Origin of the sequence: Woronichinia naegeliana WA131, from assembly GCA_025370055.1 — a bacterium.
Lineage (GTDB): Bacteria > Cyanobacteriota > Cyanobacteriia > Cyanobacteriales > Microcystaceae > Woronichinia > Woronichinia naegeliana.
In genome coordinates, this window is the sequence record CP073041.1 from 5,186,325 (window position 1) to 5,203,297 (window position 16,973).

At 44.3% G+C, this 16,973-nt stretch carries 13 protein-coding genes and 3 pseudogenes; 7 read left to right on the forward strand and 9 right to left on the reverse strand.

Translation table 11 applies throughout. The features are described 5' to 3' along the window. Window positions 1-151: 151 nt before the first annotated feature. The 5 genes from fmt to KA717_26010 form a co-directional block, all read right to left on the reverse strand. Window positions 152-1,168, reverse strand: a complete 1,017-nt coding sequence (fmt, locus tag KA717_25990) for a methionyl-tRNA formyltransferase (protein UXE59300.1) — start codon at window positions 1,166-1,168, stop codon at window positions 152-154. A gap of 62 nt (window positions 1,169-1,230) precedes the next feature. Then, window positions 1,231-1,653: a hypothetical protein gene (locus tag KA717_25995; protein UXE59301.1), complete on the reverse strand. Its 423-nt coding sequence runs from the start codon at window positions 1,651-1,653 to the stop codon at window positions 1,231-1,233. Window positions 1,654-2,357: 704 nt separating this feature from the next. Beyond that, window positions 2,358-4,037: an alpha/beta hydrolase gene (locus tag KA717_26000; protein ID UXE59302.1), complete on the reverse strand. Its 1,680-nt coding sequence runs from the start codon at window positions 4,035-4,037 to the stop codon at window positions 2,358-2,360. 83 nt (window positions 4,038-4,120) lie between these two features. Further along, the gene (locus KA717_26005) at window positions 4,121-5,863 is read right to left on the reverse strand and encodes a penicillin-binding protein 2 (protein UXE59303.1); all 1,743 of its coding nucleotides are present in this window, start codon (window positions 5,861-5,863) and stop codon (window positions 4,121-4,123) included. Window positions 5,864-6,274: 411 nt separating this feature from the next. After that, window positions 6,275-6,811, reverse strand: coding sequence for a hypothetical protein (locus KA717_26010; protein UXE59304.1), 537 nt, complete (start codon window positions 6,809-6,811; stop codon window positions 6,275-6,277). Between the two features lie 525 nt (window positions 6,812-7,336). On the opposite strand from KA717_26010, the gene KA717_26015 reads away from it, so the two are divergent. From KA717_26015 to KA717_26025, 3 genes and pseudogenes are all read left to right on the forward strand, one after another. Then, window positions 7,337-7,459, forward strand: a complete 123-nt coding sequence (locus tag KA717_26015; protein UXE59305.1) for a photosystem II reaction center X protein — start codon at window positions 7,337-7,339, stop codon at window positions 7,457-7,459. A 104-nt stretch (window positions 7,460-7,563) separates the two neighbouring features. Continuing rightward, window positions 7,564-8,328, forward strand: a pseudogene (locus KA717_26020) (Ycf66 family protein). A 102-nt stretch (window positions 8,329-8,430) separates the two neighbouring features. Next, window positions 8,431-8,991 carry a biopolymer transporter Tol gene (locus KA717_26025; GenBank protein ID UXE59306.1) on the forward strand — a complete coding sequence of 187 codons (561 nt, stop codon included), beginning with the start codon at window positions 8,431-8,433 and terminating at the stop codon, window positions 8,989-8,991. A 27-nt stretch (window positions 8,992-9,018) separates the two neighbouring features. Here KA717_26025 and KA717_26030 read toward each other — a convergent pair whose 3' ends face one another. Continuing rightward, complete coding sequence (locus tag KA717_26030; protein UXE59307.1) at window positions 9,019-9,807, reverse strand: SDR family oxidoreductase; 789 nt, start codon at window positions 9,805-9,807, stop codon at window positions 9,019-9,021. An 81-nt stretch (window positions 9,808-9,888) separates the two neighbouring features. Next, window positions 9,889-10,680 (reverse strand): SDR family oxidoreductase, encoded by a 792-nt coding sequence (locus KA717_26035; GenBank protein ID UXE59308.1) that lies wholly within the window; start codon window positions 10,678-10,680, stop codon window positions 9,889-9,891. Window positions 10,681-10,791: 111 nt separating this feature from the next. On the opposite strand from KA717_26035, the gene KA717_26040 reads away from it, so the two are divergent. From KA717_26040 to KA717_26055, 4 genes are all read left to right on the forward strand, one after another. Continuing rightward, window positions 10,792-12,408 carry an alkaline phosphatase family protein gene (locus tag KA717_26040; GenBank protein ID UXE59309.1) on the forward strand — a complete coding sequence of 539 codons (1,617 nt, stop codon included), beginning with the start codon at window positions 10,792-10,794 and terminating at the stop codon, window positions 12,406-12,408. 125 nt (window positions 12,409-12,533) lie between these two features. Next, window positions 12,534-12,839 carry an acyl carrier protein gene (locus tag KA717_26045; GenBank protein UXE59310.1) on the forward strand — a complete coding sequence of 102 codons (306 nt, stop codon included), beginning with the start codon at window positions 12,534-12,536 and terminating at the stop codon, window positions 12,837-12,839. 52 nt (window positions 12,840-12,891) lie between these two features. Further along, window positions 12,892-13,890 (forward strand): hypothetical protein, encoded by a 999-nt coding sequence (locus KA717_26050; GenBank protein ID UXE59311.1) that lies wholly within the window; start codon window positions 12,892-12,894, stop codon window positions 13,888-13,890. A 31-nt stretch (window positions 13,891-13,921) separates the two neighbouring features. Next, window positions 13,922-14,812, forward strand: coding sequence for a class I SAM-dependent methyltransferase (locus KA717_26055; GenBank protein ID UXE59312.1), 891 nt, complete (start codon window positions 13,922-13,924; stop codon window positions 14,810-14,812). Between the two features lie 75 nt (window positions 14,813-14,887). Here KA717_26055 and KA717_26060 read toward each other — a convergent pair. Then, a pseudogene (locus KA717_26060) lies at window positions 14,888-15,322 on the reverse strand (transposase). Between the two features lie 227 nt (window positions 15,323-15,549). After that, a pseudogene (locus tag KA717_26065) lies at window positions 15,550-16,887 on the reverse strand (IS5 family transposase). Between the last annotated feature and the right edge of the window lie 86 nt (window positions 16,888-16,973).

The following is a 16,973-nucleotide window of genomic DNA, read 5'->3' on the forward strand; positions in this document are numbered from 1 at the left end:
TCAAACGGCAAACCAGAGCAAACGCATTTTAATTTTTAACGATAGATTAGGTAAAGGTTTCGGCTATCCTGACTGATTCTGTATAGAACACACTAAAAAGATTAGCACATAAAGAGTCTAGAATTTAGAGGCGATCGCCCTGGGGAACTAGTTAGTCAACATTCAGAGTTGTATTCCTTAACACTTCCCCCTGTTGTAGATGGGTTCCATTAACCCAATCCCCACCAGATTGTACTCTTTTACCGGCTAATTGCACTTCTGTTAATAGCAATAGACCGTCTCCCGTTCGCACAACCGGCCCCCAGTTTTTGAGAATGGCGACCACTTCCCCTGGCTGACCGGTTAACCCTTGCAAATCAGGCCAATGCTTAACTAACTCCTGAAACCTTTCTGGCAATTGGGGCCAATAATCTTCTCCCAAAGGAATTGTCGCTAAAACTTTTAACGTTTGTTCCCGAAAGGTTGTCCAACCATTGGCATAAAAACCCCGTACCTGGTTATGAATCGCGATCGCCGATCGCTGCCAATCTAGACTGAAATCAGATTTTTTGAGTAGAGGTGCATAGGTAGCGGCTTGAGAATTTTGGGGAATCGGCGTTATCGTTCCCTGTTCTAACTGGCTTAAGGTTGCTAATAATAAATTCGCGCCATCCTCAGCTAATCTTGCCCCCAAACTTTGAATATTATCTAATAGCTGAATTGGGGTCGAAATCTTGAGTAAACTGGCTCCCGTATCCATACCCTCATCCATCAACATGGTCGTGATTCCTGTTTCGCGATCGCCGTTATACAAAGCCCATTGCATGGGAGCGGCTCCTCGATATTGGGGCAAAAGAGAACCATGAACATTAATACAGCCAAACTTGGGAATAGCAAGAACTTCTGGGGACAGAATTTGACCATAGGCAACCACAACAAAAACATCGGCCTCGGCGGCTTTTAAGGCGGCAATGGTTTCTACATCCTTTCTCAGTCGAGCAGGTTGCCAAATGGGAAGATTCTCGGCCAAAGCCACTTCCTTGACTGGAGAGGGAATCATTTGTTTGCCCCGCCCCCGTCTTTTATCCGGCTGAGTCACCACCCCCAACAGCGATCGCCCCTCAGATTGGAGAAGGGCATTGAGAGTGGGAACAGCAAATTGGGGGGTACCAAAAAAGATGACTCGCATGAAGTTGTCTCTGTTGCTTTACCCCAAAAAGTATAGTGTCAATCAAGGTAAAAGCCTATTAATTATAGGGCGAGGCTTTGGCATTCCAACTCTAATACCCTAACTAAGCTCTCATTACCGGCCTCTTTTGCCGACTCAATCCGTCTTTCTAGATTCTGACGAATATTTTGCAAATGCAGTTGAGCCGTTTCATTAAGCGGTTGGGAAGAAGACTGATAAAAATTTAAGGTGGGGCAGAGGGTTAAATTGTCTTCCAGTGAGTAGGGATTAAGCAACTGATCCTGACTGACTTTTGCTGACGTAGCATGGGCACGAATTGTCTCATTGACATCCCCCCGAATTTGACTCAGGCTCGATTGGGGGATATGTCTCGGTAAGGAATAATGGTCGTCTGAGGTAAGCATCGGTTTAGTTAGATCCGCCGTTTGCAGAACAGGATTGGTATAAGGTTTATAAAAATTGCGATCAGGACGGGAAAAAGGCATAATTATGGCGATTTCTTCAGCTTTTTTTAAAATTTTTGAGATGTAAAGAGCCTCAATTAAGGAGATGAGCCGTTAGGATTGGAGCGACAGACTGGCATAAGCCAGCGACTGGGCAAAAAAGTTTAAATTCTTAGCCCTCAACATCCTAGCGGATTTTAATAAAAAAGAAGAAGAATCTGTATTAATGATTACATTTTACCGAAAATCAGCCAGGAATGTCAGGGTATCCTGAAACGGCAAAGATTCTTTAGCTAGTTCGATGGGAAGCCCCACGCTCTACCGACAGGTGAGCGATGGGATGAAAGTCGAGTTAATCGAGTGGCTCAATGCCGCGAAGATTAACAAAAAGTGTTATTATTTGGACAAGGCAATAAAGAACCTGATTGCCATAAGGGTTGATTTCCTTCCCGTAAGATGTCTGATAAGCCTCTGATTGTTGGCACTTCTTCAATGAAGAAGATTCGATCAATAACAAGCGACTCCGTTGCATGGTTCAAATAGGATGAAAAAGAAATTTCAAAAAGTGGGGTTGGGCATCGTCTCACTATAAAACGCTCCAGTCCAGTTCCATCGTAGAACGACTTTCTGGTGGGAGAAGCCCACACTGTACCGCCTAAGCGGTTAGTGCTGGGAGTATGTCACAAATACTCGTTGCCTTTAGAAAAATCACTAAAAATGATCTATCCAGTGGTTAAGAGAGAGAACTATTGGGGAGCTTGAATGCCACGAGCACTAGCAAAATCGATCAATTCCTGCTGCAAAGTTGGAGCCGAAGTTCCACTAACGATATACAACTTAAAATCCTGACCCGTGCTCAGATATTGACCATAGGAAGAACTAGACTTCATAAACGGTTCGTAGGATTTATCACCGGCTGTGAAAACTTTAAAGAAAGGAACCATAATGCCGTTGCGATAACTATGCAGAAGATCGGGACTCGGTAAAGTTAAGTCTCCCATGGAATCTATGAGGTTACTCAAACCGGCATCCAGTTGGGAAAAATCCACATGGGCTTGACCATCAGCTAGGGCAAAATACTTCGTCTCACTGCCTAACCAGGGAAAAGAGCGAACTTGTTCTAGGACAAAGGGCGTAGCCGGATCATAACTTCCCCCCGCAATGATAATAGGGACTTTTACCTTGCCAAGACCTGTGCGCCCAAAAACGGCATTGTTGACCGGATTAACCGCCGCAACTGCCTGGACTCGTGGGTCTCGAAAGTCGTAATTTCTTTGAGGTAATTGCAGGGCGCGACATTGCAGTAACAGGGCTGTATTGGGAAAGGCATTATTGGGATGACATTCTCTATTGAGATTTTGCCAATCAATTTCTGCTCCAGCAACGGCCATAGCCCCATAGCCACCAAAGGAGTGGCCTCCAACTCCCACAGAAGTTAAGTTTAAGCGTCCCCCAAATTCCCCAGCATTACGTCGTTCTAATTCATCAATGACAAAACTAATATCCTTAGGACGATCAATAAATTCATTTCTTTCAAACACCTGACGACTTAAGCCATTGAACAAATCCTGGGCCTGTTGGTAATCACTGCCTGGATGCTGAGGTAAGGCGACGACAAAACCATAGGTGGCAAGATGTTCTCCTAAACTATCAAAATCCTCTGGACGTGAAGCTAAACCATGAGAAAAGATCACCACTGGGGTTTGGCCGGCTTTCCAACGTTGGGGCTTAAAGACATCCACATAAAAATGGCGATCGCGACTAGTGTCATGTAATTGCCAAACTTCCTTGGGAGCAACACCGTAAGGTCCGGGCTGACGGGGATCGGGCAATTGGGAAAAATTGACAGGGGGTTCCGTTTTTGCCTCTACACTGGAGAGGGTAGCCATTGTTCCGATAAACTTTTCTGTAGCCTCAATTAACGCTTGTACTAACTTCGCCCGTTCTAAAATTCGTTCTCCCTGAAGCTGCACATCCGTCGGTAATTGCCGTAGAAAATTGATCGCGGTTAATCCCTTGGGATCTAGAGAGGCACTAATCAAGGCTCCTCGCAAGGCATATTTACCGTTACGCCCCCCAGGAATCGTCACCAAATTCCCGATCTGAGTTAAAAAAGCTTCTCCAATTTCTGTATTGAGAAAACGCGACATTTGGATCGGATCGATCTTGGCTTGGGTATTAAGAAGATTTCTATATTCCTTTTTTTCCGCTTCGGTGACACCCACCACGTTGAAGTAAAACTGCAAGTTTCCATCTACCACTCCTTCCTTGGCAAACCGTTCTAAAGAAGCAATCCGAATCGAACGATGATAGGGACTAAAGGTAATAAAAATTCTCTCCGCCGCTTTGACTGGCAGACTGGTCAACAGAGTAGAAATAAGACCTAGTAGAAGGGGACGATGCCAAGAAGAACGTAGTTGAGCCATAGCGGAAATGAGATTCAAAAATTTGCTTTTGAGAAGGTATCTGTAAAAATTGACCAGTTGACCGCGATCGCTGCTTCTGGAAATCAATGAGTCTTTTTGGGCCCATCCGTAGAAGAATCCGTCAAGGGTTTAAGCGGATCAATCGCGGTGGGAGAAGAAGGTGGAATCCCCTTAATTGCAATCAAAGCCTCCATCACCTTTTTAACCACAGGAGCCGCTACCGTTCCCCCAAAAACATTACCTCCCTTCGGTTCATCCACTACTGCCAGTACAACATAACGAGGATCTTCCACTGGTAGGATCGAAACAAAGCTCGTAATATAGGCATTTGCTAAATAACCACCCCTTGGCCCAGCCTTTTGAGCAGTTCCTGTTTTACCGCCGATGTCATAACCATTAATTTGGGCAGCTTTCCCAGTTCCGCCATCCGCATTAACCACATCTCCCATCATTCGGACGATGGCATGGGCATCAGGTTGGGAAAACACGTTTTTAACAGGATAATCCGGTTGCCAATGAAGAGTTCCCCTGGCATCCACTAACCCTTCAACCACATGAGGCGTAACCAATCTTCCTCCATTGGCCAGAGCCGCATTGAGTTGTAACAGCTTAATGGGAGTGAGAGAAAGCCCTTGCCCAAAGGCCGCCGTCGCTGGTTCAATCGCTTGGCTAACAAACTCTTCCCTCGTCTTCAAATAATTTGCCACTTCGCCAGGCAGATCAATCCCTGTTTTACTACTCATACCCACGCCCTGAAGGAGTGTATAGTACTGATCAGGAGATAAATGCCTCATTAATCCCACCATGCCAACATTACTAGAGGTTTTAATGATTTGTGCCACATCAATTAACCCCCCGCCACCAGAATGGGAATTTTTAATTGTCCAGGGCCCAACCCTAACTGAACCTCCATCAAACACCCTCGTTTTGGGAGTAATGGCCTTGGTACTCATCGCCAGGGCAATATTAATGGGTTTAAAAGTTGAGCCAGGCTCATAGAGATCGCTCACTGACCAATTTTTAAAATATTCAACCTTGGATTTGTAATATTCGTTGGGATTAAAAGAGGGTTCATTGACCATCGCCAGAATAGCCCCATCCTTAGCATCCATAATCAGGACAGTTCCTCGTTTGGCTTTATAAACCTTCATTTGTGCCTGCAAAGCTTCCTTGGCGGCTCGTTGTAAGCGCATATCCAAGGTTAACTGCAATTGCCAATCATTGGACTGGAGTAAATCCTGGGGTAAAAAGGCGGGCAAAATCGTCCCATTACCGGCTCGGCGAATGGAAAAGCTTAAGGCATCCCGTTCCAACAACTGCTTTTGACTTAATTCAATGCCTGCCTGGCCATGGTGATCCCCATCCACATAGCCGACGACATCGGCTGCCATTTCTTCCTGGGGATAGAAACGAGCATACTGCTGCTCTAGTTCTAAGCCATCTAATTTCAGGCTGTGAATTTTAGCGGACTGGGACTCACTTAATCGGGTTGCTAATTTAATCCCACTGGCTTGCTGATTAAAGCGTTTTACCAATTCCTGCGGAGTTCTGTCCCCTAAAATTAACGCCAGTTCCTGAGCAATTTCTTCCTTGGGTTTTTTAAATAACTTAGGATGCACGTAGAGGACATACATTAGACGATCTGTTGCTAAAACATTCCCTAAATTATCAATCACAGATCGTCGAGGAATATAGGGTTGGAGACTAGTTGTTTGTTGAGCCTGGGCTTTTTTTTGCAGCCAAGCGGCTTGAATAACTTGTAAATGATACAGTTTATAGCCTAACCCCAACATTCCAGCCGTTAGGATTCCCCATACAGCCAGCATTCTTAATTTCGGTAGGGGTGACGGTCTATTTTTCCTTTTGAGGGGGGGGCGTTGAGGAGGGGAGGATTTTCGGTTCTCTAATGGTAGTTTTGGGGCAGTGACAGTCGAACGCTTTGATACAGGCTTCGGCCGATTGGGTCGCTGGGGACGATTGGCAGGGGAGGTTTTGGGATTCGTTTTCAACTTCAAATGCGAGGAGGCCATAGTCTTGACCAGGAAACGAGAATTTTAAAAGGATGGGGAAACTTAGCTCAATTAGCTTAAAACATTAAATCTGAACAATAAGCACAATATTTATAGAAATATTGATAAAAACGATAAACCGTATAAATAGTATAAGCAATCATGATCTCTGCAAGGAGAGGAGCCAAGGTCAAGAATCAGATTCATTTCCTCTAGCTCCTTTCCAGCTTAGTAGGCAATGGGTTCTTTGGAAATAATCAATGGAGACTGAGCTTTGACTGGTTTGGCTTTTGACAAGGAGAGTGAGTTAGGACTGGCGGCTAAAAAGATATTTTGCTGAGGCATGGCTTTGACTAAGCCCGAACCAGGTTTAGTAGCTTGCTCTGCCAATTGATGTTTAATAGATTCATTGCTGGCAATTAATTGACGTTCATAGCGTTGCAGAGTTAGCAATTTATGAAATTCCTGACTCCAAGCCCTAGGAGTATAAACTGTCCAACCATAAACGCCCAAGGCAATACCCACTAATCCCAGGGTAAAGACGGAAGTTGCCTGCTGGAAACGCAGCAAAAATTGCAAGCTAGTCGGCAGAGGTGTTTGGGGTAAGACTGAGGGAGGGAGATTGTCAGATTGGCCAAAACTGGTCTGATTACTGGCTTTCGCAGCCTCTACAGGCAAAGCCTGGGAATGACGGGGAAAAGCTCTTCTTCCCCGTCTGGCTCTGGGATGGGTATTGGTCAAAAATTCTTTCGGAAGGGCAGTCATGGCAGGGTCTATCAATAAAAAAGTCGAAAATGTGGTATGACAACAATTTCATGCTTGCAGAGGCAGCATTACTCCCCAATCATAAACGCTTAGTCGTTTTCCGATCAGGTTTTTGTTCCTTTTTTGCTAACAATTTTAGAGTGCTGAAGGGCAAGGGGAGAGAGGAAACTCTAAAAAGTTGAGAGAGAGGGAGCATAAATGGGTTTCTGATGCTTAGTTCTCAATTTATCCCCTGTTGTGGGACAAAGCAGGCGATCGCGGGATTCGGGAAGTGTGAGGATTAGACCTTAGAGTTATTGACAGTTTGCATCAGTCTTTGGTGCTGGGGAAGGACGTATTTTCCCTGGGGAATGAAAAATCTTTCCGAGTGATTACGGGGATCACTGGTCTGTTAAGGCATTGAGCCAATTATCTTCTCCCGAAGCCGCGATCGCGTCTCTGGATCTAAAAACGATGCGGAAAAAAGGAAACAAAGCCGATAGAATGGTTTACTGAAGCGTATTAAATGCAAAAGGTTGAACTCCTATGACACCTTCTTTAGCTAATTTCCTCTGGAGCTTGGTATTGGGAGCCGTGATTGTGCTCATTCCCGCCACCGTAGGTCTGATCTTCATTAGCCAAAAAGATAAAATCAAACGTAATGTCTGATCTGCTCCCCACTCTGGCGTTGGCTGGGGTGGGGCGATCGACTATCACCGAAGGGTTCAAAATTGCTACCCTAAAATAGCGAGATGGAGTGTTAATTCAGATAAATGGTTAATTTTGGACTTAATTCAGCCAGTATTTTAGGGATTTTTTTGGCGGTGGCCGGGGCTGGTCTCTATTTTTTGCGATCGGTTCGCCCCGAAGTTTCACGAGACTATGACATTTTTTTCTCGGCTGTCGGCTTGCTCTGTGGCTTAATTTTATTGTTTCAGGGCTGGCGACTTGACCCAATTCTCCAGTTTGGCCAATTACTATTAACTGGCTCAACCGTATTTTTTGCGGTAGAAACGATTCGGTTGCGGGGGATCACCACGGAACAGGCCCGCCGCAGTAGTCCGTTAGTGGACGATCGCCGAGTGAGCAAAACCAGGGTCTATACAGAAGCAGAACTAGATCAGATAGAACCCTACGAAGAAGAAGGTTATAGCGACAAGCGTCGCCTCAGAGGTTATACCGATCCCCGCTCTAATCGCAGCACCAATTATGGGGATGAGGAATCCCGCCCTAGTCGTAACCGCCGTCCCGCTAATGAACCAGATCGGCAATCTCCCCGCCGTTCTCGCCCCAGTCCTCGTCCCGAAACCGATAACTATGCAAGTTGGGAGGAAGATGTTTGGGAAGAACCCCCTTCTCCCCGTCGTCCCCGTCGTCCGCGACCTGAAAGTGATGGGCCAACTGAATCTAGAGAAACGTCTTCTCGTCCCCGTCGTCCTCGCGCTGAACGCCCTACTCCAAAGGTTTCTCCCTATGAAGATGAACCACCGGCGGCCTATGTCGATTACCAACCCTTAAATGAAGAGGATGAGACCCCGAATGATTTCCCCTCAGAATCTTCCTCTTCTAGCCGCGATCGCCCTAGGGAAGAAGATTCAACCCGATTTGATTATTAGATTTTTTGATTCATTAAAATACGGTTGAGTGAACAATCCTCTTGGTTAATGCGAGTCTATCGGCCCATTTTGCTCGGTTTATTGGGACTACTTGCGGCCTGTGATTTAATTCCCCGCGCACCGATCGCCTCCTCCCTAAATAGTCGCTTCAATGATGAACAACCTGCTTTAAGTGGAGATGGCCGCTGGTTAGCCCTAACCTCCAACCGCAACGGCAATCGGGAGATTTTAGTCTATGACCTACGGGAAAATCATCTTGTCGATCTGCCCGGTCTTAATCAAAGTAATGCGATCGCCGAAAGTCCTAGCCTAAGTCGTACAGGCCGCTATTTGGTCTATCTATCCAGTTTACAAGGACGACCCGATGTCGCTCTTTATGACCGTTTAACTAAACGAACAGACTTATTAACCTTGACCTACCGTAGTTGGGTGAGAAACCCCCAGATCAGCCCTGACGGTCGCTATGTGGTTTTTGAAACGGCGCGGCGAGGTCAGTGGGACATTGAAGTGCTAGACCGAGGGCCACAGATTGAACTTGATATTCCTAACGGTAGCCCTGTCATCGGCCCCTCATCCGTACCCTAGCCGATGAGGAGAAATCTTGATCTCACCCTATTCCTGTTTTGCACCGCGTCGCTTCCGGGTTTGGAACGGGGTGATAATCGGGGCGGAAATAATGGTATCGGGCGGCAAACAGACTAAATAGACGATTAAATTACCAACTCGCTCCGGCGGTAGGGAAATTTCAGGACGAATTGGGCCATTTTGCTCCCAAATAGGAGTATCCACTGCATCCGGTAATACTACTTGTACCTTAATGCCATACTGCCGCACTTCCTCCGCCACAGATTCAGAAAAACCAATAACCCCAAATTTAGTTGCACAATAAGCAGAATCATGGGCCCGACCTTGACGACCTGAAACCGAAGACATATTAATAATCGTGCCTCGTTTTTGTTGAATCATGTTTGGCAGTACGGCTCGATTACTGAGAAAAACGCCTTTGAGGTTAATGTCCATCACAAAATCCCACTCATCGACACCATATTTAACCATGGGTTTCGGTAAACTACCAGCTCCCCGCAGAACTGCTGCACTAGTTACTAGAATGTCAATTTGTCCAAATTTTTCGACGGTCAGCCGGGCCATCGCCTCCATATCTTCTTCCTTGCGAACATCTAGGGTTAAACCCAAGGTTTCTGGACAGCCCTCTCCACCAATCTGGGCAAGCTCCTGCTGAAGTTGCTCAATCCGTTCGGTGGATTTGTCCACAATGACGACTGAGGCTCCCTCGGCCATTAAACCCTGACAAGCGGCTTGACCAATTCCACCCGCACCACCAGTGACAATGGCGACCTGGCCCTGTAACCTTTTGGCTTGTCCATTCTGGAAACTGTTCACTCGTACTCTCCTTGATTAATATCTCAAATTATCTTTAATTATGGCTAGGGAAGATTAAAAATAATCTTCGTCACCTTGGCTTTAATCACGTTGCTTTAACCAACTAGGACGTTTAGCGCGTACCGGCTCCACTATCATCTGAGGACAAATGGTATCCTGGGGCAAGGTTAGTAAATACAGGACTAAATCTGCTACTCTCTCTACCGGCGGTAAACCCTGGGGATGGGGAATGGAACGATTCTGTGACCAAATAGAACTTTCAAACGCGCCTGGTAAAACGGTTTGAACCCGAATGCCTTTGGGGCCAACCTCTTCGGCTAGGGACTGGGACAAGCCAATAACGCCAAATTTGGAGGCACAGTAGGCAGAATCAAAGGCCCGTCCTTTGAGGGCAGATTTGGAGGCAATATTAATGATCTGTCCCGATCGCTGTTGTAACATACTGGGCAATACAGCCCGGTTGCTCAGGAAGGTTCCCCTTAAGTTAATGTTAATCACTTCATCCCAGGCTTCCGTGTTCATTTGCCAAATCGGGGTAATGTTCGGTTGTTTGCTAGGCCGGAGAATCCCTGCTGATGCCACCAGGATATCGATCTTGCCAAAATGAGCCAGGGTTTTGTCAGCCATTGCGGTCATATCCTCATCCTTAGCCACATCTAAGGGATATCCCACAATTGGACAAGCTGGATAGGCTGCCGTTAAGCTTTCGGTAACTTCTTGTAATCGCTGGGGATTGCGTCCTACCATGACGATTGAGGTATTCTGTTGGGCAAGACTGGCGGCGATCGCCTTTCCAATCCCGGCACTTGCTCCCGTGATAATGGCGACCTTTCCCTCTAGCGAAGTTAAATTACATCTGTTAGCATTAAGCATATTGTTGAGAACTATTGGGGATTTTGAAAAATTTAACTATCGTTAAGCCGGAATCTTTTCCTAATATGCCATTTTTCTTGACTGGTTTCTATAATTCCTGGGAGGAAGTTAATGACTCGCACACTCTTCATTGGTCTTGATGGTGCAACATTCACTGTTTTGAATGAAATGACTCGTGACTTACCTGGGGAAGGCATTACAATGCCGTTTTTAAAAAAATTCTTAGAGAATGGAGTCCGAGCCAAATTACGTTCAACACCTAATCCTTTAACCCCTCCGGCTTGGGTTTCTATTCAAACCGGCAGAAATCCGGGAGAACATGGGATTTATGACTTCGTTCATACAGAAGAAAAAGGAAGAGATATTTTCTTTACCCTCAATGATTTTCGTAATATTGACACGGAAACTATTTGGTCAATTTTGGGACGGCAAGATAAAAGTTATGTCGCACTGAATTTCCCAGTAACAGCCCCTCCTAAGGGTTTAACCGGCGTTGTTGTCCCTGGTTTTGTTTCATGGAAACATCTCCGTCGTAATGTTTCACCAGAGAACTTTTATGAGCGACTTAAGAATATTCCTGATTTTGATCCCAAAGAATTAGCTTGGGATTTTGAACAGGAAGGGAAAGCCATTGAAATCATTAGTCCTGAAGATATGGAAAGCTGGATTAGCTATCACCTTCCTAGGGAAGAACAGTGGTTTCGTATTTCCGAAATGTTAATGAAAGAAGATAATCCTGATTTCATGGCCGTTCTGTTTGATGGAACCGACAAAATTCAACATCAGGCTTGGAAGTTTTTAGATCCAGCTTTGTTGCCGGAAAATCCCTCTCCCTGGGAGACACGAATGCGTGCTCTCTGTTTAAAATATTTTCGACAACTAGATGGTTATATTGAAGCACTGGTCACGCTAGCAGGGCCAGACGCACAGGTTTTTATGGCCTCTGATCATGGTTTTACCACCACCACCGAAGTCATTCGGATTAATAGTTTCTTGGCGGAAAAAGGATACCTGATCTGGAAAGAGGATGATGGTACTGAACAAAGTAAAAGACGGGATGCTTCCAACTTTGCCAATGTGGATTGGGATCAAACGTTGGCTTACTGTCGTACTCCTTCCAGTAATGGTATTACTATCCGTGTCGCGGAAAAACCAGGCGACCCAGGTATTAAACCAGAAAACTATGAAAGCTTCCGTACCAAATTAATTCTGGATCTGGAAAGTTTTGTTGATGAAGAAAACGGGGAACGGATCATCGTGGAAATTATGAAGCGAGAAGATGTTTTCCCTGGTAAAAACATGAAAAACGCCCCTGATCTGACCTTGATGCTGCGTGACAATGGCTTTGTGTCAGTCCGTAGCACCACACCGCCTCTCTGGAAGCGAGATATGCCGGCGGGCACTCATCATCCCGATGGTGTTTTTCTGGCGGGAGGTTATGGCATCCGTCAAGGCGTTGAAACCGATTTAAAACAAATTGTCGATGTCGCACCGACTTTTCTTTATAGCCAAGGTCTGCCTATTCCTAGCGACTTTGAAGGAACTATTCCCCAGGATTTCTTTACAGAGGAGTATTGGAACGCTCAGCCTCCTCGAACAGGGCCAGCGACCCTCTCCATTGAGCAGTTAAATGCTTCGCCCTCCCCTAGCTCAAGTTCTGAGGATGCAACAGAGGAAGACAAGGCAAAAATCATTGCCCAATTGCAAATGTTAGGATATATGGAATAATCTTAAGCATTCGTAATCCAACCCCTAGTCCCTTCAATCGCTCCTGTAGAAAGTGTTTGCTTTCTCAGTGAGTTGAAGAGGGGAGAAATCTATCCTGAACTTTTTCTAGACTTCTATCGAATCTTATGACTACAGCAGCACCCAAACAAGACGTAACAGAGCGAGTAATTACTATCATTGACGATATGACTCAAGATTGGGATCTCCCTTCGGATGAACCGATCAGTGCAACAACCCAGTTGATGGATGATTTAGCCTTTGAGTCTGTTGATGTTGTTCAATTAATTGTGGCTTTGGAAGAGAACTTCAAGAATCCTTCTGCTGAGGCACGTCTCCCTTTTGAAAAGCTGATTATGATCGATGGTCGATATGTCGATGATCTGAGTATCGATGAGATTGCTGAGTTTTTAGTTTCCCAATCAGTGGCTTAAAAAGTTTGTTGGCCAAGCATTTCGGTGAACAAGATTCAAACCGTATTAAACAATGGCGATTTCAGATAGAATCAGGCAACGCATTCTTGCGCGTCGTCAAGGTGTTCAAGAAAATACTGTAGCTCATCGTCTTATTGATGTTCAAGCTTTTTCTCAATATAGTCCTGAAGTCATCGAAGCGTTAACCTTTGTTGATGATCAGCGTCATCGAGAAATCCCCTTGAATATCTACTATCCACGAGAAAGGAATAAATGTCCTATCCTTTTCTTTTCCCATGGGGCTGGTGGCTCTCGTCTTTCCTATGATTATTTAGGACGGTACTGGGCTAGTCATGGCTATATTGCTATTCACCCAACCCACATTGGTAGTGACTCTTCTCTGCTAGGAAAACAGCGAGGACTTGGTTTTCAACTCCTCAAAGATATCATTGATGATCCCCAGCAATGGCAAGATCGAGTTCAAGATATTTCTGCTTTGATTGATTCCCTTCCGCTTTTGGAACAGAAGGTTCCTGTGTTGGCAGGAAAGCTAGATCGTTCCTCTATTGGTGTAGCGGGTCATTCCTTTGGTGCCCATACGGTGATGTTACTGGCGGGAGCCAATCTCCGGCTTCCGAACGGAGCGATTCTTAATCTTAAGGATGAACGTATTTGTGCTTTTCTGGCTATTTCTCCCCAGGGAACTGGCCGGCAAGGTTTTGATCGCCATTCTTGGGAGATGATCACTCGGCCAATGATGATCATTACCGGGCCAGAGGATCGAGGGTTAATGGGAGAAACGGCTCAGTGGCGACAGCAGTCCTTTGACTATATGGCTCCAGGCGATAAGTGTCAGATCTTGATTCAGCGAGCTTCCCATTTTTCTTTTGCAGAGGATCAGTTGGGGTTAGTGAATCGCGATCGCCAACGTCAAGTACATAGTTATGTTCAAGATCTGAGTTTAGCTTTCTGGCATACCTATCTCCAGCCTTCCCCATCGACGTTAAAGTTGCTTGATTCTCTCAAGTTACCGGCAGATAATCGGGGAGAAATCACCGTTTTACAAAAATAGTCCTCCCATTCGTTCTGAACTTAAGAAATTTATGATGGAAGTTATTACGTCCTACGAACCCTATTCTCAACAGCCAGAATATATTCAAGGCAATCGCGACTTTTTGGAAAATCTCTCACTCGGAAAATTTGTAAGAGTTCTGGATTTGGCCTGTGGCACTGGAACATTGACGGAGATCCTGTTTGAGATTCAGCCTAATATTCAAGTGATCGGGATTGATATTTCTAAGGAATCTTTAGATATTGGTCGTAAAAACTTTCGAGAAAGAGGACTTTTAGTTGAAGATATCAATGGTCTAGAAGTAGCAGCCCAGGTGAATAAAGGGGCTGTTTTGTTATTAGAAGGCAGTGCCGATGAGATTCCTTGCCAACCGAATAGTATTGACTTAGTGGTGATGGGAAATTCGATTCACCTCTTACCGGATAAGGATAAGCTTCTACAGGGAATTTTGCGGGTTCTTCGTCCAGGGGGTCGTTTCGCTTTTAATAGTACTTTCTTTGTGGGCACTTACCCAGAAGGGACACAATGGATCAACAATGAATGGATGAAAGAATCCTTTAAAGTCATGCTGGATCTAGATAAACAGCAACGGGAAAAAGGAGAGCCAGGCATCAAGCGTAAACGAGGAACGGTGGGTAAAGCTTTTGACAAGGGTTGGATGTCTTCCGAGGAATGGCAAGAAACGTTAAGTCGTAATGGTTTTGAGGCGGTTGGCTCTGCTCTGCGTACAATTATGATGACCCAGCAGAGTTTTGAAACGGTTGGAGTCTATGCTGGTTTGGCGGAAGTGCTGATGAGTGGTTATCCAATCCAGTTTGCTAGTCAAGCCTTACAAGAGGGAGCCAAAAATCTATGGGAACGGGAAAAGTTAACGGAAATTCCTCGTTACTGGCTAGAAATAACCGGTATTAAACCCGCCTAAATTAATTCCGGCTCTCTCTCTAGCTCTCGTCTTAGGAACCTCTGGCAGGAGAGAGAGAGAGAATGGCCATCCGTGTCAACTTAAAGGAATGGGTTCCCAAATTTGTTGATTGAGAGCGGCCTTTTCTCGATGTCGCTTTCTCTCAGCTTTGACCAAACCAAATAACTTAGCACGTTCAGCCAGATAGGTTACTGTATCAGGCTTTTCTCCTCTAGCAATAGCCTTCGCTACATAGTATAGACTCCGAAACACCATCTCTACTGAGATTTTTTCTTTCGGTTGATTTAGAGCAATCGCCACTTCCCCTACCAATTGATTTAAGACCGTATAGAAAATCAAAGTGCAAATAATCTGGATTTGGACACCATTCTTATTACCTACCCATAAATAGGCTAGTCCTAAAAGTCTTTTCGTTAATAAAAAGGCTTCTTCGATTGTCCATCGTCTTCGATATAAATCACAGACCTCTTCGGCGGACAGTTGTTCGGGAGACAACACATTTGTTAAATAGGGCTTGCTGAAAAAGTCAAAAAACGAAAGAAATGTGGGTTAGGGAAGTATGGACTGAAAAAGCATAGATAACTTATCCTTATAGAAACAAATCAAAATACAGATTTTGTTTAATCTATTGTTCCTTTCTGTCTAAAAAGGTCAACACAAATCACTCCTCACAAAAGAGAGGAAAATTAACACCATTTTTCACAAGAAAAACGACTCTACAACTTTTTACTTTTTGTCTTCTGAAGTAGAGTAGAAAGATTCATTACCAAAAAGTTCATCGCAATTACCGTTTCCGAGGTCTCAGGTAGTTTGGCCATCACTCGACCAAGACTAAATTTCCTCTTTCCCTGTCCGAATTTACCCTCAATGGCATTACGCACTCTTTCATCTGAGCGTGCCTCTTTCTTTTTTTCTTTGCTCACCTCTTTCGGCGGTCTTCCCAATCGGGGACCACTCATTCTTATATCCCTTTCTTTACAATAAGCTCGATTCGCTTTTGTTCGATAGATTTTATCCACATGAACCGATTCCGGATAACATCCTGTTTCCCTTTTATATTCTTCTATTCGCGCTTGTAAATCTCCCGATTCGTTGTAATTATCCCAACTTAATTTGTCTAAGAAGACAAAGCCATTCACATTACTTGCCGATATTTTAGCTCCAAACTCTACTGCTTTTCCCGCTTTTCCACGCACTATTGGACGCACGTGAGGTTGGCTTACACTCACAATTCTGTTTTCTACTTTATTTGTCTTTTTTTCATACATTTCTAACTGTTGCTCATACACTTTTCCTATCGTTACAAGCTCTTCTTGCTCTTTTTTCGTTAGTTTTTCTAACTTTGCTCCCTCTTCTATCATTTTTTCTATATGAGACAAGTTTCTTTTTATATATCCTAGTTGTTTTTTTGTTCCTTTTCTTCTTTCTTTTTTTGACACACGACGTTTTTTTGCTATGGCTAAGTACTCTTTTCTTGCCACTTCCCTATAAGTCCTCGGCTTTTCTTTCCTTTTCTCTTTTATTTCTTCATACAGCTTATCTATTATTTTTTCTGTTTTTTCTCTGGCATCATTCAATATTCCTATATCCGTTGGATATTTTATATCTGCTGGTGTACAAGTCGCATCTAACAATAACTTTCCTTCATTTTCTTTTTTTTCTGACGCTACACCCGTCGCTTTTTTTTCTATTTCTTTATTAATTTTATTTATTAATTCCATTCCTATTTTTTTACGAAAATGAACCATCATTGACGCATTAAATGCTTCTTTGCTACTATAGCTTTCCATTCCTATAAAGTACTGTAAATAAGGGTTCTCTTTTATTTGTTCTACTGTTTCTCTGTCACTTTTTCCTGAAATTTCTTTGATAATTAATGCTCCTAATGCCATTCTAAATGATTTGGCTGGGGCTCCTTTTTTTTCTGTGAAGTTTTTTGCATATTCTTCCTCATATTCTTCCCAAAGAATCATTTTTGACATTTCTATCCAACGATTTTCTTCGTCTAACTGCCCGCCGAACAGATTTTTCAAGTTTTCTGGTGTTTCAATTGAGTACTGTTGCTTTCGGTACATCTGCTTTCTCTCTTCTTAATGCAATGGTTTTGAGGCATTCTACCCTATTTTCGTGCATTCTAGCGGTTCTTAATTCGCCTACTATT

Bases quoted from the DNA above. Each gene is read 5' to 3' on its own strand.
- fmt (UXE59300.1), bottom strand. From the start codon at position 1,168: ATGCGAGTCATCTTTTTTGGTACCCCCCAATTTGCTGTTCCCACTCTC.
- KA717_26050 (UXE59311.1), top strand. From the start codon at position 12,892: ATGGCGATTTCAGATAGAATCAGGCAACGCATTCTTGCGCGTCGTCAA.
- KA717_26045 (UXE59310.1), top strand. From the start codon at position 12,534: ATGACTACAGCAGCACCCAAACAAGACGTAACAGAGCGAGTAATTACT.
- KA717_26040 (UXE59309.1), top strand. From the start codon at position 10,792: ATGACTCGCACACTCTTCATTGGTCTTGATGGTGCAACATTCACTGTT.
- KA717_26000 (UXE59302.1), bottom strand. From the start codon at position 4,037: ATGGCTCAACTACGTTCTTCTTGGCATCGTCCCCTTCTACTAGGTCTT.
- KA717_26055 (UXE59312.1), top strand. From the start codon at position 13,922: ATGATGGAAGTTATTACGTCCTACGAACCCTATTCTCAACAGCCAGAA.
- KA717_26010 (UXE59304.1), bottom strand. From the start codon at position 6,811: ATGACTGCCCTTCCGAAAGAATTTTTGACCAATACCCATCCCAGAGCC.
- KA717_26005 (UXE59303.1), bottom strand. From the start codon at position 5,863: ATGCTGGCTGTATGGGGAATCCTAACGGCTGGAATGTTGGGGTTAGGC.
- KA717_26015 (UXE59305.1), top strand. From the start codon at position 7,337: ATGACACCTTCTTTAGCTAATTTCCTCTGGAGCTTGGTATTGGGAGCC.
- KA717_26035 (UXE59308.1), bottom strand. From the start codon at position 10,680: ATGCTTAATGCTAACAGATGTAATTTAACTTCGCTAGAGGGAAAGGTC.
- KA717_25995 (UXE59301.1), bottom strand. From the start codon at position 1,653: ATGCCTTTTTCCCGTCCTGATCGCAATTTTTATAAACCTTATACCAAT.